Origin of the sequence: Providencia sp. PROV004 (genome assembly GCF_011045615.1) — a bacterium.
Taxonomy (GTDB): Bacteria; Pseudomonadota; Gammaproteobacteria; order Enterobacterales; family Enterobacteriaceae; genus Providencia; species Providencia rettgeri.
Window position 1 is genome coordinate 2,091,833 of record NZ_CP042859.1, and the last position, 17,405, is coordinate 2,109,237.

Here is a 17,405-nt window from a genome sequence, read left to right on the forward strand (position 1 = left end):
AATGAAACGCATTTTAATGGTTGCTGCCGCGACATTAATTTTGGCTGGCTGCCCTTCATATCCACCTCAACAACCAGGTACACAACCCCCGATAGTGCCCGTCGAGCCTGAAAAACAACCGGAAGTGACTCCGCCACCCGTTGATGTTGTGCCAACTCCACCAAAACAACAAACTATAGATTGGTCAGCTTCCATTACGCCTTTAGTTAATCAAATGGTGAGTGCGGATGGGGTAGAAAGTGGCAAAGTATTGTTAGTTGACTCAGTGAAAAATAATACGAATGGCTCACTGCCTGTGCAGGCTGTGACATCAGTTATGACAACCGCGGTTGAAAATACGAATCGCTTTAAAGTTGTTCCTGCCAGTGTGGTGAGTTCTGCACGTAAAACACTCGGTTTATCACAAGAAGACAGCTTAGTAACCCGTAGCAAAGCGATAGGGTTAGGCCGCTATGTTCAAGCAGAGTATGTGATCTACAGCGTGATGTCAGGTTCCAACAAAGAAAGAAGCCTTGAAATGCAATTGATGGAAGTGCAAACAGGTGAAATTATTTGGACTGGAAAGCACAATATTGAGTAACCCGCAGTCGCTTTTTCGGCTGTTAGCGTTGTGTTTTCCAACAATCTCTGTCCATGATTGGAAAATATCTTCGCTAACAGGGCTATCAGGTGGAAGCTTTTTGTTGCAATGTTCCTTATCTGGTAGTGAAATAAAGCTTATCGCGCGCGCTGATGGAAATGCACAAACTGCTTTGTATGTTGACCGAAAGAAAGAAGCGCGGATATTGCAGCAATTACGCGCTTATTCATTTACACCTAAAGTGATTGGCCGAAATGCGCAATGGTTATTATTAGGGTGGTGTGAAGGACAACACCCTGATAATAATACTTTTCTGTTACCTAGTTTTCAGTGCGAGCTTGCAAATATAGTCACACAATTACATCGCGCTCCACTGCTGGGGTATCATTTACAACTACGCGATGAAATATCACATTATGGCTATTTAATTGATAAAAAAAGGTTTTCGCCTCGCTGGAAAAAATTACATCGTCATTTTACCTCTGATGCATTTCCCAAAACGCTGAAACTGGCTCCTGCCCATATGGATATTCATGCAAAAAATATTGTTCGTACATCAACAGGGCAGTTAATGCTATTGGATTGGGAATATGCAGCCAATACAGATATCGCTTTTTCTTTAGAAACCTATTTTCAATTTAATGGTCTGACTGACATTCAGCGAGATTTTTTCTTAACGCAATATTGTGATATTCACGGTGCTTATCGTGACAAACAGCAATTGGCGAAAAGCTGTCAATCATGGGCACCTTGGGTAAAATATATGACATTAATGTGGTATGAAGTGCAGTGGAATGAAAGCCAGTCATCTGACTTTTTGTTACACTCACAGTCATTAAGACAATATTTTGGTTTATTAGGTTGATGGCTGAAAGCTATCAGAAAACAGTATCGAATTGAGATAATTTGTTTAATAAGTGAGGCATGTTATGGGCCCTATAATGCTAGATGTTCAGGGTTATGAATTGGACAATGAAGAGCGCGAAATATTAGCACACCCATCCGTGGGCGGCTTAATATTATTTACCCGTAACTTTCATGATGCAGCGCAATTACGAGAGCTTGTTCGCCAAATTCGTGACGCATCAAGACACCGGTTGTTGATAGCCGTTGACCAAGAAGGTGGTCGAGTACAGCGTTTTCGTGATGGTTTCACCGCATTGCCTTCTGCTCAGGCATTTGCCGCGCTCAATAGTGAAATGGATGGCGCCAAGCTTGCTGAAGAGGCGGGCTGGTTAATGGCATCAGAGATGATAGCCATGGATATTGATATTAGTTTCGCACCTGTTCTGGACCTTGGCCATCAAAGTATTGCGATAGGCGAACGCTCATTCCACGAAGATCCTGAAATTGCCATGGTTATGGCGGAGCGTTTTATTAAAGGCATGCGCAGTGCGGGAATGAAAACAACAGGAAAACACTTTCCTGGTCATGGCGCTGTGAAAGCTGACTCACACAAAGAAACACCACGCGATGACCGCACTTTAGAGAAGATCCGTGGTAAAGATATGTTGATATTTAAAGATTTTATTCAACGAGAGCTACTCGATGCGGTTATGCCTGCCCATGTTATTTATACTCAAGCTGATGACCGTCCGGCGAGTGGATCGCCATTTTGGTTAAAATCAGTATTGAGAGAACAACTTGGGTTTCAGGGGGTTATCTTCTCTGATGATTTATCGATGGAAGGTGCGGCGGTTATGGGAAGTTATCCCGAGAGAGCACAGGCTTCATTGAATGCTGGGTGTGACATGATTTTAGTCTGTAATAATCGTGAAGGTGCTGTCAGTGTTTTAGATAATTTACCAAAACAACATGATAGCCAAGCTTCTAAGCTATATCATAGTGGTCGACAATATAGCTTAACAGAATTACAAGCCGTTGGGCGTTGGAAAGAAAGTCATCGTCAACTGGTTGACTTGCATTCACGTTGGCAAGAACATCGCTAATAATTTCAATGATATCTAAAGGGCCAGTATTTTATTTACTGGCCTTTTTTGTATCAATACACATCATAAAGCCCATGATTATGCATAAATAAAATAATAAAATTATTGCCCACAGTAAAAGTTACCCGTAACTTCATTAATAATTGCACAGTTAATCTCAATGTTATTTGAAATTGCTTTAGATAAAATGAATCAATACTTATTTCACTATTAAAAATAATTAGATGATTTTTTATTGAAATAAAAAAATGAAAATATTAATAATTATATTTATTGTTAATTGTATTTTGAGTTTACTTAAAATAAATAACTGGAAATTTGGATTATGGTCTGTTTTTTCATTTAGTTGGAATTATTAAATATGATTATGATACTTTTAATCATGAAATCGATTATCTTCAAAAGTTAAGATAATTTTAAATAAATGAAACATAAGATGAGTTAAAGGGGGAAGGGAATCACTAAGTCATGCTTATCATTTACTCAAATGTTACTTAATTGAAATTGAACGCTAGGGAATAATGCTTTCTTCTATGAGGAATTAAATAAAACATTCATAGATTGGTTATACACCTATCAGCAATATGCATTTATATGTGAAATTTTATTAGGTTATATTTTATTCATAAGTCTTTATATGTATCAAGCTGATTACAAATATCCATTTAAATCTGTGTTTTAACCAGATATAAATGAATTATTTATTAAATCCTATCCAAATGAAAGATTTATACATTAAGAACCCCTTAAGATAAAACGTGATCAATATCACTATTAGTGGGTAGTTTAATGCAACCGATGTAACGTGTTGTGACAGCGATCGTTTTAATTGACATAAAATTACGATAGCATTCGTATTATTAAAGATTTATGACAATTTAGAGTGATAAGTAATCAATTAAAAAAAACAGCAATTTAGAAGTTGTATTTTAAGTTAAATATTCAAATTTGTTTGAGATGATTATTTCTCAGGGGCATCTTTTGTCATAAAAAATAGATAAGGAATAGAGTGGTAATTATTTTTTAATGGGTAAGTGTAGCGTCATTGCTTGAATTTTAAGTTAAATAAACGCGCAATGTGAGTAGTGTGTCATTATCGATTAAATAATATATTTATGTAATCCCTATAAGGGATACCTCTATTCATAGAAATAAGTAAACACAAATGCAGACGAATACTGTATTAAATTTTTTTAAAAATGACTTATGTGTTTGAAATGGATGTATCTGTTTGTCTTTAAGTGAAATTATTTTATTAAGCTAAAAATAAAAATGGTGTTTTGTTGTTCATGGAAACATGGCACAGCATAAAATTAATTCAAATAATCATTAACTAGGTTAATTCCAATGAAAGTTAAAAATATTGCGTTATTAATGCTTTCTCCTTGCTATTTAGCTGTAGCAATGGCAAATGCCAGTAACTGGGAAGATTCTATCAAGGAAAATTCATTCATTGCGGATTCGGAGCTAGAGCTGTCAACCCGTAACATGTGGAAATACTTAAAAACAGAAAACCGTTTTGATAAAGACGAAAACCGTTATAGAAAACAAGTAGCGAATGCTTGGGGTCAAAACTTTCAAGCGGATTTCAAATCAGGTTATTTCGCTGACATCATTGGTTTTGACGCTTCCTACTATGGTGGTATCAAGTTAGGCGCAAGTAAAGACTTCGCCTCCCGTGCAATTTTATATAATGATGATGGCCATGCGAAAGGGTACAACAAAATTGGTCAACGTTATGCAAAAGTGAAACTAGACCTTGAGCCAGTGAAATTTAATGCCAAAGCAGGTTGGTTTACACTGAAAAATACGGGTATTTTCACGAATTCACAGCGTTTATCATTGAATAGCTATAGCGGTTACTATACGAATACTGCGATCAGTGATTGGAGTTTGGATTTATTATATCTCGATAAAAAAGTTATGCGTCGTGATAGCCCAAATATTGATGCCATGTATTTTACTGATGCTAACGGCGTTCGACACAATGTTAATCATGTCATCACGGGTGGAATTAACTACAATACTAAACCATTGAAAGTTTACTATTTCTATGGTCAAGCCGATGATTTATTTCGTCAGCAAGGTTTAGAAGCGAAATATAAACTAACTTCAGATGTCACTTTAGGTACGCAGATCTATAACCATGAATATGGTAGTGACGGTAAGCGTACTGAGACCGATAAACAAAAAGGTAAGCGTAATTTTGACAAGCGTGCTTGGCACTATGCAGGAACGGCAGAATGGCGTATCCCTGAATCGCCTTGGACGCTAAGCACAGGCTTAACTTACACCCAAGCGAAAAAAGCGAACGGTGTCGGACAATTTGCGCGTAACCCAATTGGTAACACGCGTGGCCGTTTTAACTCTCCAGCTTATGCAGATATCGACTACGTACGTGATGGCGAAACCATGATTGCAATGGCGGCTGAATATCGTATCAGCAAAGAACTGTCTGTTGGTGCCCGTACCAACTATTCAGAATTTAAATATGAAGGTGAAAGATTAAAGCAAGGCCAATTTGGTCTGTTTAGCTATTGGAAACCAACTGAGAATCTATCCGTGTCATTAAGTGGTGGTTTGGGTTGGCACCACCAGCAAGAAAACGACTACACAACGCCAAAATTATATGATGGGCACTCACGTCGTGCACATTCGTTATCTGGATCAATGACAACGACTTACCGTTTTAAAATGTAGTCGATAATTGAAAAAGATTAAAAAAAGGTAGGATAAATGAAACATAAAATTGGATTACTCACACTGCTTATCTCTGGTGCACTCTTGGCGGGTTGTGCTCCCAAAAATACAGATACTGTAAAAGTACAAGTCATAGGTATTAATGATTTCCATGGTGCTTTACAAGCTCCGGGTGATGGTAAATTAGGCGGAATTGAGTCAATTGCAACACTGGTTAATCAATTAAGAGCACAAAACGATAAAACTATCGTGGTTGGCGCTGGTGACTTAGTAGGGGCTAGCCCATTACTGTCATCAATGTTCTATGACGAACCCACAATTGAAGCGCTAAGCGCGATTGGTATGGAAACCAGCGCAGTTGGTAACCATGAGTTTGATAAAGGTAAAGAAGAGCTGCTGAGAAAACAAAACGGTGGCTGTCACCCAACCGCAGGTTGCGTGGGTAAAGATTCCTTTGCGGGTGCTGATTTTAACTACTTAGCAGCTAACGTTATTGTTAAAGAAACAGGTGAAACTCTGTTCCCATCTTACTTTATTAAAGAGTTTGATGGCATTCCAATGGCATTTATTGGTTTAACGTTAGAAGGTACACCTGCTATCGTAACGCCAAGTGGAACGGCAGGGTTAGAATTCAAAAATGAAGTTGAAACTATCAATAACCAAGTTAAGTTATTAAAAGCACAGGGTATTAATAGTATCGGTGTTTTGATCCATGAAGGCGCAACACAACAAGTTGACACTAAAGTTAAAGATATTAACCGTTGTGATAATATCAAAGGCCCAATTGTTGATATCGTTAAACAGTTAGATACTAATGTAGACTTTGTTGTTAGTGGCCATACGCACCAAGCATATAATTGTGAAATCAATGGAATGACAGTAATTTCTGCTCAATCTAATGGGACTTTATTGTCTCAATTAAATATTGAGATTGATAGAAATACGAAAGATATTGTTAGCATCAATGCAAAAAATATCCCCGTTGAAACCAGCCGTTATGAGAAAAACCCTGAGTTAACCACCTTCGTACAAAAATACGAAAAAATTGCCTTACCTATTTCACAGCAAGTGATGGGGTCTTTGACGGCTAATGTGGATAAAAAATTATTACCAGCAGGGGATTCTACCTTAGGTAAGATTATTGCAGATGGTCAATTATATGCAGCCTCCAGTAAAGAAGCGGGCGGTGCACAAATTGCATTTATGAACAGTGGCGGTATTCGCGCTGACATGAAAGCAGGGGAATTGACTTATGGTGACATTTTCACGGTGCAACCGTTCTCTAATGTGGTTGTCACACAGTCACTGACAGGTGCTCAAATCAAGCAAGCACTTGAGCAACAATGGGATCGTGCTCGTCCGCAAGTTATGCCTGTTTCTAAAGGTTTTTACTACGAGTGGGATGACAGCCGCCCAGTGGGTGACAAAGTTATTCAAAAATCAATGAAATTAAACGGTAAGCCGTTAGACATGAATAAAAGCTATCGTGTTGCTGCAAATGAATTCTTAGCAACTGGTGGTAGCCGTTTCTCTGCCTTTAATCAAGGTAAAGACCGTGTTTATAGCCTTCCAGACAACGAAGCATTAATGCAATACTTTAAAGATAACTCGCCAGTTTCAGTTCCAACTGATGTGCGTATCAAGAAAATTAAATAATAAAATTTAATATTTCATGAAAAACTCTGAGGGTGTTTATCATCCTTGGAGTTTTTTTTGTGCTTTATTGCTTTATTTAGAGGTATGTTGAAAATGAGAAGAGGGTAATTGATTATGCGCAACAAATAAAAAATGATAGAATAATGATTCTCATTATCACCATTCTATCTGTGGAATTAAACAATTGATTGATATAAATACCAAAAAGCTGACTCGATTCATTTGGTGGAAAAAATGATTTGACGAATGTGATCGTAGTCATAATAATCAACTAAATTGATGTGAATCAATATTTGGTATTACCAATAGACCACTCATGATATTCTAGTTGGTATGGAAGGAGCTGTGGCTAATTATTGTTATATAAGGCTTTTCTAGATGAGAAGCCTTAAATAACATTAATATATTTTGTTTCGAGGGATTTATGACCTTATCTCAACCCAAAATCATCGTTGTAGGCGGCGGTGCTGGTGGATTAGAACTGGCAACACGTTTAGGCCGTAAGTTGGGCCGTAAGAAACGTGCACAAATTACGTTGGTTGACCGCAACCCGAGTCATTTATGGAAACCGCTATTGCATGAAGTTGCGACAGGTTCTTTAGATGATGGCGTCGATGCGATAAGCTATCTGGCTCATGCTCGCCATAATGCGTTCAATTTCCAACTGGGTTCACTAACGAATATTGACCGTGAAAATAAAACAGTCGTTCTCGGTGAACTTTATGATAAGCATGGTGAATTATTAGTTCCTTTGCGTGAGCTTGAGTACGATATTTTAGTCATGGCATTAGGCAGTACTTCGAATGATTTTGGTACACCGGGTGTTAAAGAACATTGTATTTTCCTAGATAACCCACACCAAGCGCACCGTTTTCACGATGAAATGTTAAATCTATTTTTACGTTATTCAGTACGCGATAACGCAGAAGAGAGCGTTAATATTGCCATTGTTGGGGGGGGAGCTACGGGGGTTGAGTTATCTGCTGAACTCTATAATGCGGTTGAGCAATTAACCAGTTATGGTTTTAAAGGGTTAGACACAGATGCACTGAATGTCACATTAGTTGAAGCAGGCGAGCGTATCCTACCCGCTTTACCTCCGCGAATTTCAAGTGCCGCACACCAAGAACTTAATAAGCTAGGTGTAAATGTATTGACGAAAACTATGGTAACCAGTGCTGATGCAGATGGTTTGAATACGAAAGAAGATGGTAAAATTCATGCAGACCTAATGGTTTGGGCAGCGGGGATTAAAGCACCTGATTTCATGAAAGATATCGCTGGATTAGAAACAAACCGTATTAACCAATTGGTAGTAAAGCCGACATTGCAAACGTCTCGTGATGATATGATTTTTGCTATTGGCGATTGCGCATCTTGTGCTAAGCCAGAAGGGGGCTTTGTTCCTCCAAGAGCACAGTCAGCCCACCAAATGGCCAGCCTTTGTTATGACAATATTGTTGCTTTAATGAAAGGCAAACCTTTAAAAGAGTATGTATATAAAGACCATGGCTCATTAGTTTCACTATCTCGATTTAGTACAGTTGGTAGCTTAATGGGGAATTTAATGCGTGGGGATATGATGGTAGAAGGGCGAATTGCGCGTTTTGTATACATTTCTTTATATCGTATGCACCAAATTGCATTACATGGTTACATTAAGACAGGGCTAATGATGCTTGTTGGCAGTATTAACAGAATTATTCGACCAAAGTTAAAACTGCATTAATCTACGAGTAGTTACTGGTTTAATTTGGTTTGATGATCGCCATGCACCTGTGTATTTATATAACAGGTGCATGTTTTTTTGTATTTTATAATGATAAATAGGTATGCTAATAAAGTATATTAACTGAATCTGTCAAGGTTTATTTATGTTAAATATTACTTGGAAAAACTATTTAGATCAAATTTAAGAGATTGAATATCGATTATATTGCCACTATTACTTATATATTCTATTTAAATGAAATTAAAAACTACAAATTAATATATATTGAGTCAATATAATTTAGCTTACCTTAAGTTTAAAATAATTTAAGTATAAATGTATTTATATAACGAAAAGTTATCATGGAAATCACTCCATCTATCTTATTGATTATTAATTATAAAATAACGCATTCAATTGAGGTGATATGTGAAGTTGCACTAATGGTGAAACTTATGGTTTCTAATACAGTTATAATAAATACTTGTTTTGATGATAAATTAAGATAATTCCAAAAAACAATACAAATAGTACGTAATTATCGAATTATTTTAGATTGTGGTTACAATAGATGCGGCATATTTTAATAAGGGTTAATACAATGAAGCTAAAATTTAAGTTGTTATTAGCAACTGTAGTGGCATTCGTTATTGTATTGCTCGTGACTTTATTCAACCAAGAACCTGAAACGAAATTGGCGACAGTGTTATCTGTCGAGCCGATCAAAGCTAATCGCCTTGTTGAGTACCAAAATTGTACAGTAACAGGAGTCTTAGGCACGTTTAACCAACAATCCCTTTCTCGGTTTCATCCTGCACAAAGCGAATGCAAAATGATTTTCATGATTGAAGCATTACAAGGGAAAGGCTTTCCATCTCTGTTTGATATGCAAAATCAAACCTGTGTTAACACACAAAAAATGGAATTAGTTATTGTTGGATATGACGTCGTTTACCAAATTGATAAAAGCATTGGGAAAGTTAGAACATCCTATGAACCATCAATGTTTATTCCTTTGGATGACAAAGGGCGCTTAGTGCTAACATCATCTAATTCAGTGTGTGAAACCATGCGCAGTGATATAAAAGAATTATTACCATTTTATTGTTTGCAACAAAATGAATTGCCAATCACCAGAAACTCATCAACAATCTTAGAACTGCAACCGAACAAAAATACATTTGGCTTTATGGAATAATAATTATATAAAAATTATAGAGATAAAAGGCTACACGAAAGTAGCCTTTTATCATTTTATAGCTTTAAACCTAGATAATTTGGTGTTCTTCAAATCCGATAAGTAACTGCTTAATAAATTCTAGTCGAGAGGCTCGTTCTGTTAAATCGTGGAAAAATTTTAGTCGAACAGGGCCATCTAACCGATAAGTTTGTGGCTGGTTTTGTAATAAGCTGATTAAGAAACTTGGATCGACTTTATTTTTATCACTAAATTCAATAAAACCACCTTTTTCATGGGCTTCAATACGTTTAATACCAAGGGATTGCGCTTGTAATCGAATAGCTGCGTTAGCTAACAGGAATTTACCTGCGTCAGGTAAGCTGCCAAAGCGGTCGATTAGCTCTGTACGCAATTCGTCGAGCTCCTGACTATTTTTAGCACTGGCTATTCGTTTATAGAAAGATAAGCGAATGTTCACATCGTGAATATAGTCGTCTGGCAGCAGAACAGGCATGCGTAATTCAACTTCGGTTTGTTGGCTAGTTAAATCTTCCAATGAAGGCTCGCGCCCCTCTTTTAGCGCATCAACAGCACTTTCTAGCAGTTCCATATAGAGGGTAAAACCAATCGTGGTCATTTGGCCACTTTGATCTTCACCAAGTAATTCACCTGCACCGCGAATTTCTAAATCGTGAGTTGCTAGAGCAAACCCCGCACCTAAATCCTCCAGTGAAGAAAGGGCTTCAAGGCGTTTATGAGCATCAGTGGTCATCGCTTTTGGATGTGGTGTGAGCAAGTATGCATAAGCTTGGTGGTGAGAACGTCCTACTCGGCCACGCAGTTGATGGAGTTGAGCTAACCCGAAATGGTCAGCACGCTCAATAATAATAGTATTCGCTGTTGGTATATCAATACCCGTTTCAATAATTGTAGTGCATATCAATACATTAAAACGTTGATGATGGAAATCCGTCATAACGCGCTCTAATTCACGTTCACGCATTTGACCATGGCCAACAACAAAGCGTGCCTCAGGAACTAACTCTTCAAGGCGTGCCTTTGCCTTTTCAATATTTTCAACATCATTGTAAAGGTAATAAACTTGGCCGCCACGTAAAGTTTCTCGTAAAATTGCTTCACGGACAACTAAGTCATCATATTGGCGAACAAAGGTTTTCACAGCCAAACGGCGAGCTGGTGGTGTGGCGATAATCGATAAATCACGCATGCCACTCATGGCCATGTTAAGAGTACGAGGGATCGGTGTGGCTGTCAGTGTTAGGATATCAACGTCTGCACGCATAGCTTTGATGCGTTCTTTATGGCGGACACCAAAGCGGTGCTCTTCATCGACGACGAGTAAGCCTAAATCTTTCCATACTAAGTCACTTTGCAGTAACTTATGGGTACCAATTAGAATATCAACTTTACCTTCAGCAGTTTGTGCAATAATTTGTTGTTGCTCTTTCGCTGTTTTAAAGCGTGATAACATTTCGATGCGGACAGGCCAGTTAGCAAACCTATCTTTAAAATTATCGTAATGCTGTTGGGCAAGTAGTGTCGTGGGCACTAAAACGGCAACTTGCTTGTTATTATTAATCGCCAAGAATGCGGCTCGCATTGCCACTTCGGTTTTACCAAAGCCTACATCGCCACAAACCAATCGGTCCATGGCTAAGGGTTGGCACATATCGCTGAGAACGGCATTGATAGCGACTTCTTGGTCAGGTGTCGTTTCGAAAGGAAAGCCTTGGCAAAATTCTTGGTATTGTTGTTTATCATGCTTGAAAGCAAAGCCCGCTTTAGCTGCACGTTGTGCATAGATATCAAGAAGTTCAGCCGCAACATCGCGCACTTTTTCTGCGGCTTTTTGACGGGCTCGCCCCCAGCTATCACTACCTAATTTATGCAATGGGGCGTTTTCATCAGCGCCACCCGCATAACGGCTAATTAAATGGAGTGAAGAAACTGGAACATACAGTTTATCATTGCCCGCATAGGTTAAAATTAAATATTCAGCTTTAATACCACCCGCTTCTAACGTAATCAAACCTTGATAACGACCTACACCGTGTTCAATATGAACAACGGGTTGCCCAGGGCGCAATTCAGCTAAATTGCGAATGAGGGTATCTGTATTAATGGTGCGGCGATTATCTGTTCGGCGGCGAACAACACGTTCCCCAAGTAAATCACTTTCGCAAATTAATGCCCTATGGATATCGGATTGAATAAAGCCATGCTCAGCGGCCCCAATCGTGATGGCAAATCGGCTGTCAGTAGGGTGAGTATAGCTTTGAATAATATCAGGCCGAATTTTTAAACGTGCTAAGAGCTCGGTAACAGTTTCACGCCGGCCTTCACTTTCCACAGAAAAGACGATAGTTCCATCAAACTGTTCAGTAAACTGCCGCAATTTTTCGAGCGGTGTTTTACTTTGCCCCTGTGTGCTGATATCCGGTAATGGCAGGTAATCTAAATTGGTATTTGCCGCTTTTTTGGGCAGAGACTCGGATGATAATTGAATACGAGGCCATTTTTTTAACGATTGATTCAGTTGTTCAACAGTTAGCCATAGCTCTGAAGGTGGGAGCAATGGGCGCATTGGGTCGACACCACGGCTTTCATACCGCTGCTGAGTATCAACCTGAAAGCGTTCAGCCGCTTCTTGTAAGCTCTGCGAAACAATTAAACTTGATGGTGGTAAATACTCAAATAACGATGGCAGTGGCTGCGCGAAGAATAAAGGCTGCCAATACTCTATACCTGTTGGTAAGGTATTCTTACTGACCTGCTGGTAAATATGTTCTGGATCACGGCGAACTTCAAAGCGCTCGCGCCATTGGCTGCGAAAACGTTCAATAGCGTCTTTATCGGTCGGAAATTCATGAGCTGGCAGTAAATTAATTTGTTCTACTTCTTCGAGTGTTCTTTGCGAGTCAACGTCAAAAGTTCGCAAGCTATCAATTTCATCATCGAAGAAATCAATACGAAATGGCAATGAACTTCCCATAGGAAATAAATCGAGTAAAGCGCCACGTGTGGCATATTCACCATGTTCTAAAACTTGTTCTACATGGCGATAACCAGCGTTATCGAGTTCATTACGTAAGTTATCTCGGGAAAGTTTGTCACCTTTTGCCATCACTAAGGCATGGCTGGTTAAAAAGTCGGCAGGACAGACTTTTTGCATCAGTGTATTGACGGGAAGAATTAACGCGCCTTTTTGTAAACTGGATAAGCGGTACAGTGTCGATAAACGATGAGAAATAATTTCCTGATGGGGAGAGAAATTGTCATATGGCAATGTTTCCCAGTCAGAAAGTGTCTCTATAGGGTGTTTTGTAAACTGTTGAATTTCATCTCTTAAACGTAATGCATTTTGCATATCACGTGTCACGATGATAACAGGCCCTTGATGACGTTGTATTATTTCTCCACATTCAAGTGCACCAGCCGCCCCGATAAGGCAACCTAAATGGCGAACATCGCCACTACGACTAGGGAGTTCATAACGAAATTTTGACAACATAGAAATCTTCGGTATCTCACAGCGGTTAGTAAGCAGTTAAACAAGAGTTAGCACAAATATAGCCAATTTTTGTACGAAAAATAGTTAAGTTAATTAATGGATAGTTAAACTACAAAATTCGTAACAAAACAATCAGTTTTAACTCGTAATTCGTCTGAAAGTCAGACAAAAAGGCATTCAAAACAGAAAAAAAACCATCGAGTGGTTCCATTCATCAATCGTACCCTTTATTATCGCTGAACACTTCGCTTTGGCAACAGGGGCATCATAGATTTCATGCACCAATCTGTCTCATTATTTATAGGCCTACGTTATTTACGTGGGCGTGCTGCGGATAAATTTGGGCGTTTCGTTTCCAGTTTATCTGCTATTGGTATCACACTGGGGGTGGCGGCATTGATAACCGTCACTTCAGTGATGAATGGGTTCGAGCGATCTTTACAAGATAGCATACTTGCTTATATGCCGCAGGCAATTTTAACATCTGCCTCTGGAAATATAGACCCAGCAAAGTATCCAATAACTGGTCTACAACATTTAAACGGTGTCAGCCATATCGCACCTATTGTGCAATCTGACGTGGTATTACAAAGCCGAACCAATGTTGGCGTTGGCGTCATGGGGGGGATTGAACCTGAAGAACCTTCTCTGTTATTGGATAAACTGGTTGTTGGGCAACGCAGTGACCTTAAAGAAGGCAGTTATAATGTTTTTCTGGGGAATAAACTTGCAGAAACGCTCGGGGTAAAACGTGGTGATGAAGTTCGCTTAATTATACCTGGGGTGAGTCAACTAACACCAATGGGGCGCATTCCTAGCCAGCGCCTATTTACTGTGGCGGGTATTTTCCAAACAAATGGGGAAGCGGATACAAGTGAACTTGTCGTAGCACAACAAGATGCCGCACGCATGTTACGTTATCCTACAGGGCATATTACTGGGTGGCGTTTATATTTGGATGAGCCCCTAAAGGTTGATGTTCTAAGTCAGCAAGCGTTGCCGAATGGCTTAGTATGGAAAGATTGGCGAGAGCGTAAAGGGGAGTTTTTCCAAGCCGTTCGCATGGAAAAAAATATGATGGGCTTATTGCTCAGTTTAATTATTGCGGTGGCGGCATTCAACATTATTACTTCACTATCATTGTTAGTGATGGAAAAACAAGGTGAAGTCGCTATTTTAAAAACCCTTGGCCTCAAACGTTGGCGAATTTTAATGATTTTTATGATCCAAGGCGCTGGAGCGGGGGTGATTGGTTCACTCATTGGCACAATATTAGGTACGATACTTTCTAGCCAACTGAATGTCATTATGCCGCTGATTGGTTTATTACCAAAAGGTGTCTCTTTACCGATTGTGCTTGATTACTCTGGTATTTTAATTATTGCACTTAGTGCAATGCTGATTTCTCTGCTGGCAACGCTTTATCCTTCTTGGCGTGCAGCAGCGGTTCAACCTGCTGAGGCGTTACGTTATGAATAAACAACCACTTCTGGTCTGTGAAAATTTAAGTAAAACATATCAGGAAGGGACATTGTCGACGCAAGTGTTGAAAAATGTCAGTTTTTCCATGGGGCTGGGGGAAATGATGGCCATCGTGGGAAGTTCTGGTTCGGGTAAAAGTACCTTATTACATTTACTGGGTGGGTTAGATACTCCTTCAGAAGGGAATGTTATCTTTCGTGGCCAGCATATTAATCAATTATCTTCAGATGAGCGAGCTGCTATTCGTAATAAAGATTTAGGTTTTATTTATCAATTTCATCACCTTTTACCGGATTTTACCGCCCTTGAAAATGTGGCGATGCCTTTATTAATTGGTGGTATTGCGAAAGAAACTGCATTTTCGAAAGCCACTGAAATGCTAGAAGCAGTTGGACTAGCGCATCGGGCGGGGCATCGTCCTTCTGAATTATCAGGAGGGGAGCGCCAGCGTGTTGCTATTGCAAGGGCGTTAGTGAATGAGCCTGCACTGGTTTTAGCGGATGAGCCTACAGGTAACCTTGATTTACGTAATGCAGATGCCATTTTTGAATTGTTGGGGGAATTAAACCGAACACAGCGGACTGCATTTTTAGTGGTCACCCATGATATGACACTGGCTCGCCGGTTATCTCGCCAATTGGAAATGCGTGATGGGCATTTGCAGCAGGATATTACCTTGGGGGCGCGGTAATGTCTAAGTTGCCTCTTTCACTACTCACAGCGCTGCGTTTCAGCCGTGGTCGCCGCCGAACAGGGATGGTTTCGTTAGTTTCGATAGTTTCAACGTTGGGTATTGTTCTTGGGGTTGCGGTGTTAATTATTGGTTTGAGCGCGATGAATGGCTTTGAACGCGAATTAAATAACCGTGTGTTATCTGTTGTTCCCCATGGGCAAATTTATGCTGTTAAACCACCCTATAAGGATTTGGAGTTTGCTGAACAAGTTATCCGGAAAACGCCAGGGGTTGAAGGCGTTAGCCCTTACATTAACTTTACAGGGTTACTTGAGCGTGGTGCAAATTTAAAAGCAATCCAAGTGATGGGGGTTTCACGAGAAACTCAGCCACAAGTCAGTGCATTACCACAATTCATTCTTAATGATGCTTGGCAGCATTTTGAAGCGGGCAAACAATCGATTATTTTAGGCCAAGGTGTGGCTGATGCATTAAATGTGAAAGTTGGGGATTGGGTGACAATCATGATCCCAAATACCGATGCCAGCTTAAAGATTCAGCAGCCTAAGCGTATTCGTGTACAAGTGACGGGTATTTTTAAGCTTAGTGGCTTGCTTGATCACCAGCTAGCACTCGTTCCTCTCGCTGATGCACAAGAATATCTCGACTATGGTGATGGTGTGACGGGATTTGAAATCAAAGCCACAGACCCATTTATTGCCGATCAAGTCGTTTATGATGCAGGCTTGAAAACTATGCATCATGTTATTGTAAAAAGTTGGATAGGTGATTATGGTTATATGTACAATGATATCCAAATGGTTAGAAGTATCATGTACTTAGCTATGATATTGGTGATTGGCGTTGCGTGTTTTAATATTGTTTCTACTCTTGTTATGGCGGTTAAAGATAAAAGTAGTGATATCGCGGTATTGCGCACCTTAGGGGCAAAAGATAGGCAGATTCGTGCTATTTTCTTATGGTATGGTTTGTTGGGTGGGCTGGTTGGTTCTCTGATTGGTGCTGTACTTGGGGTCGTCATATCTTTAAATTTAACACCAATGATTAAGGTTATAGAGGCTATTGTTGGTCATCCAATTTTATCGGGTGATGTCTATTTTATTGACTTTTTACCTTCTGAATTGCATGTCATGGATGTGGTTTATGTTTTAATTACAACCATTGTATTAAGCTTACTAGCCAGTTGGTATCCTGCTCGCCGAGCGAGTAAGTTAGACCCTGCACGTATTCTCAGTGGGCAATAGTTATTAGGGTTAGAGAGCCAATGATTTTTAGGGTATAAATCCAAAAATTTATTGGCTCTTTATATAATCACTGTGCTGTTAAAAACATTTGTTTATAACTACGAGTTTCTACCATCGCTTCTGTAAAACCATACTGTTTGGCGGTCGCCATCAACGTTTGATATAAACTATCCAGTAAGTCCTGCTCATCAGTCATAATGGCAAACTCAGCAAACCAGCCGATCCCACTCAAGTGATCAATTGTGATGTGGATATCATTCAGAAAATAAATGCTTCTTATTTTAGTTGTGGTTAAGTAGCAATGATATCCCAATGTCGTTAACATGTTTTGCACATGGTTGCAGTCATCAATATTAATGGCTTTGCATTCAGAAGCTCCAGGGCCTTTGACTATCCACAACTTTATGCCTGATGGCACCATTTCACGTACGCACATACTGACGTCCTTGTCAGCCAGCGGTGAATGTAGGTTTTCATAGAAATAATCTGTCTCTGTATTATTTTCCGTAAATGGCTCAGCTAAATCGGCTCTTATTTTGTGTAAGAAGGTGTCGGGATCCGATAATTGAAATTTAATTTCAGCTTCATATTTACCGACAAAATGTTGGCTCATGTAGAGTTCCTTGGTACTAGTCTTTTAGACTATTGATGGTAACACAAAGCAGAAATCGACGAGG

Annotated in this window: 12 protein-coding genes; 10 read left to right on the forward strand and 2 right to left on the reverse strand. The window is 39.4% G+C overall.

From position 1 onward, the window contains the following. Window position 1 precedes the first annotated feature (1 nt). The 7 genes from lpoB to umoD all read left to right on the forward strand — a co-directional run bounded on the left by lpoB (window position 2) and on the right by umoD (window position 9,794). Window positions 2–580 (forward strand): penicillin-binding protein activator LpoB, encoded by a 579-nt coding sequence (gene lpoB / locus FVA69_RS09200; RefSeq protein ID WP_004911798.1) that lies wholly within the window; start codon window positions 2–4, stop codon window positions 578–580. After that, entirely contained in the window at window positions 543–1,445 is a 903-nt protein-coding gene (locus tag FVA69_RS09205) for a phosphotransferase (RefSeq protein WP_226537901.1), read from the forward strand. Before lpoB ends, FVA69_RS09205 begins: the two co-directional genes overlap by 38 nt. Window positions 1,446–1,509: 64 nt before the next feature. Beyond that, a complete protein-coding gene (gene nagZ / locus FVA69_RS09210) occupies window positions 1,510–2,529 on the forward strand; it encodes a beta-N-acetylhexosaminidase (protein ID WP_004911794.1) in 1,020 nt (339 codons plus the stop codon). Between the two features lie 1,347 nt (window positions 2,530–3,876). Beyond that, window positions 3,877–5,229 (forward strand): OprD family outer membrane porin, encoded by a 1,353-nt coding sequence (locus FVA69_RS09215; RefSeq protein ID WP_004911792.1) that lies wholly within the window; start codon window positions 3,877–3,879, stop codon window positions 5,227–5,229. Between the two features lie 36 nt (window positions 5,230–5,265). Beyond that, entirely contained in the window at window positions 5,266–6,885 is a 1,620-nt protein-coding gene (locus FVA69_RS09220; protein WP_110731989.1) for a bifunctional metallophosphatase/5'-nucleotidase, read from the forward strand. A gap of 424 nt (window positions 6,886–7,309) precedes the next feature. Beyond that, window positions 7,310–8,614 (forward strand): NAD(P)/FAD-dependent oxidoreductase, encoded by a 1,305-nt coding sequence (locus FVA69_RS09225; protein ID WP_004911786.1) that lies wholly within the window; start codon window positions 7,310–7,312, stop codon window positions 8,612–8,614. Window positions 8,615–9,197: 583 nt separating this feature from the next. Next, on the forward strand, window positions 9,198–9,794 hold the full coding sequence (gene umoD, locus FVA69_RS09230) for a UmoD family flagellar biogenesis regulator (RefSeq protein ID WP_004911784.1): 597 nt from the start codon (window positions 9,198–9,200) through the stop codon (window positions 9,792–9,794). Window positions 9,795–9,864: 70 nt separating this feature from the next. On the opposite strand, the gene mfd is transcribed toward umoD, so the two are convergent. Beyond that, window positions 9,865–13,308: a transcription-repair coupling factor gene (mfd, locus tag FVA69_RS09235; protein ID WP_164528741.1), complete on the reverse strand. Its 3,444-nt coding sequence runs from the start codon at window positions 13,306–13,308 to the stop codon at window positions 9,865–9,867. Between the two features lie 276 nt (window positions 13,309–13,584). Here mfd and lolC point away from each other — a divergent pair, with 276 nt between their 5' ends. From lolC to lolE, 3 genes are read left to right on the forward strand one after another with little or no spacing between them, the layout of a single operon-like run. Continuing rightward, complete coding sequence (gene lolC, locus FVA69_RS09240; RefSeq protein ID WP_004911780.1) at window positions 13,585–14,787, forward strand: lipoprotein-releasing ABC transporter permease subunit LolC; 1,203 nt, start codon at window positions 13,585–13,587, stop codon at window positions 14,785–14,787. Beyond that, the gene (lolD, locus tag FVA69_RS09245; protein ID WP_004911778.1) at window positions 14,780–15,481 is read left to right on the forward strand and encodes a lipoprotein-releasing ABC transporter ATP-binding protein LolD; all 702 of its coding nucleotides are present in this window, start codon (window positions 14,780–14,782) and stop codon (window positions 15,479–15,481) included. The genes lolC and lolD overlap by 8 nt, the downstream gene beginning before the upstream one ends. Further along, window positions 15,481–16,728 carry a lipoprotein-releasing ABC transporter permease subunit LolE gene (gene lolE, locus FVA69_RS09250; protein ID WP_117162358.1) on the forward strand — a complete coding sequence of 416 codons (1,248 nt, stop codon included), beginning with the start codon at window positions 15,481–15,483 and terminating at the stop codon, window positions 16,726–16,728. Before lolD ends, lolE begins: the two co-directional genes overlap by 1 nt. Window positions 16,729–16,795: 67 nt before the next feature. Here lolE and FVA69_RS09255 read toward each other — a convergent pair whose 3' ends face one another. Further along, complete coding sequence (locus FVA69_RS09255; protein WP_109911608.1) at window positions 16,796–17,341, reverse strand: class IV adenylate cyclase; 546 nt, start codon at window positions 17,339–17,341, stop codon at window positions 16,796–16,798. Window positions 17,342–17,405 lie beyond the last annotated feature (64 nt).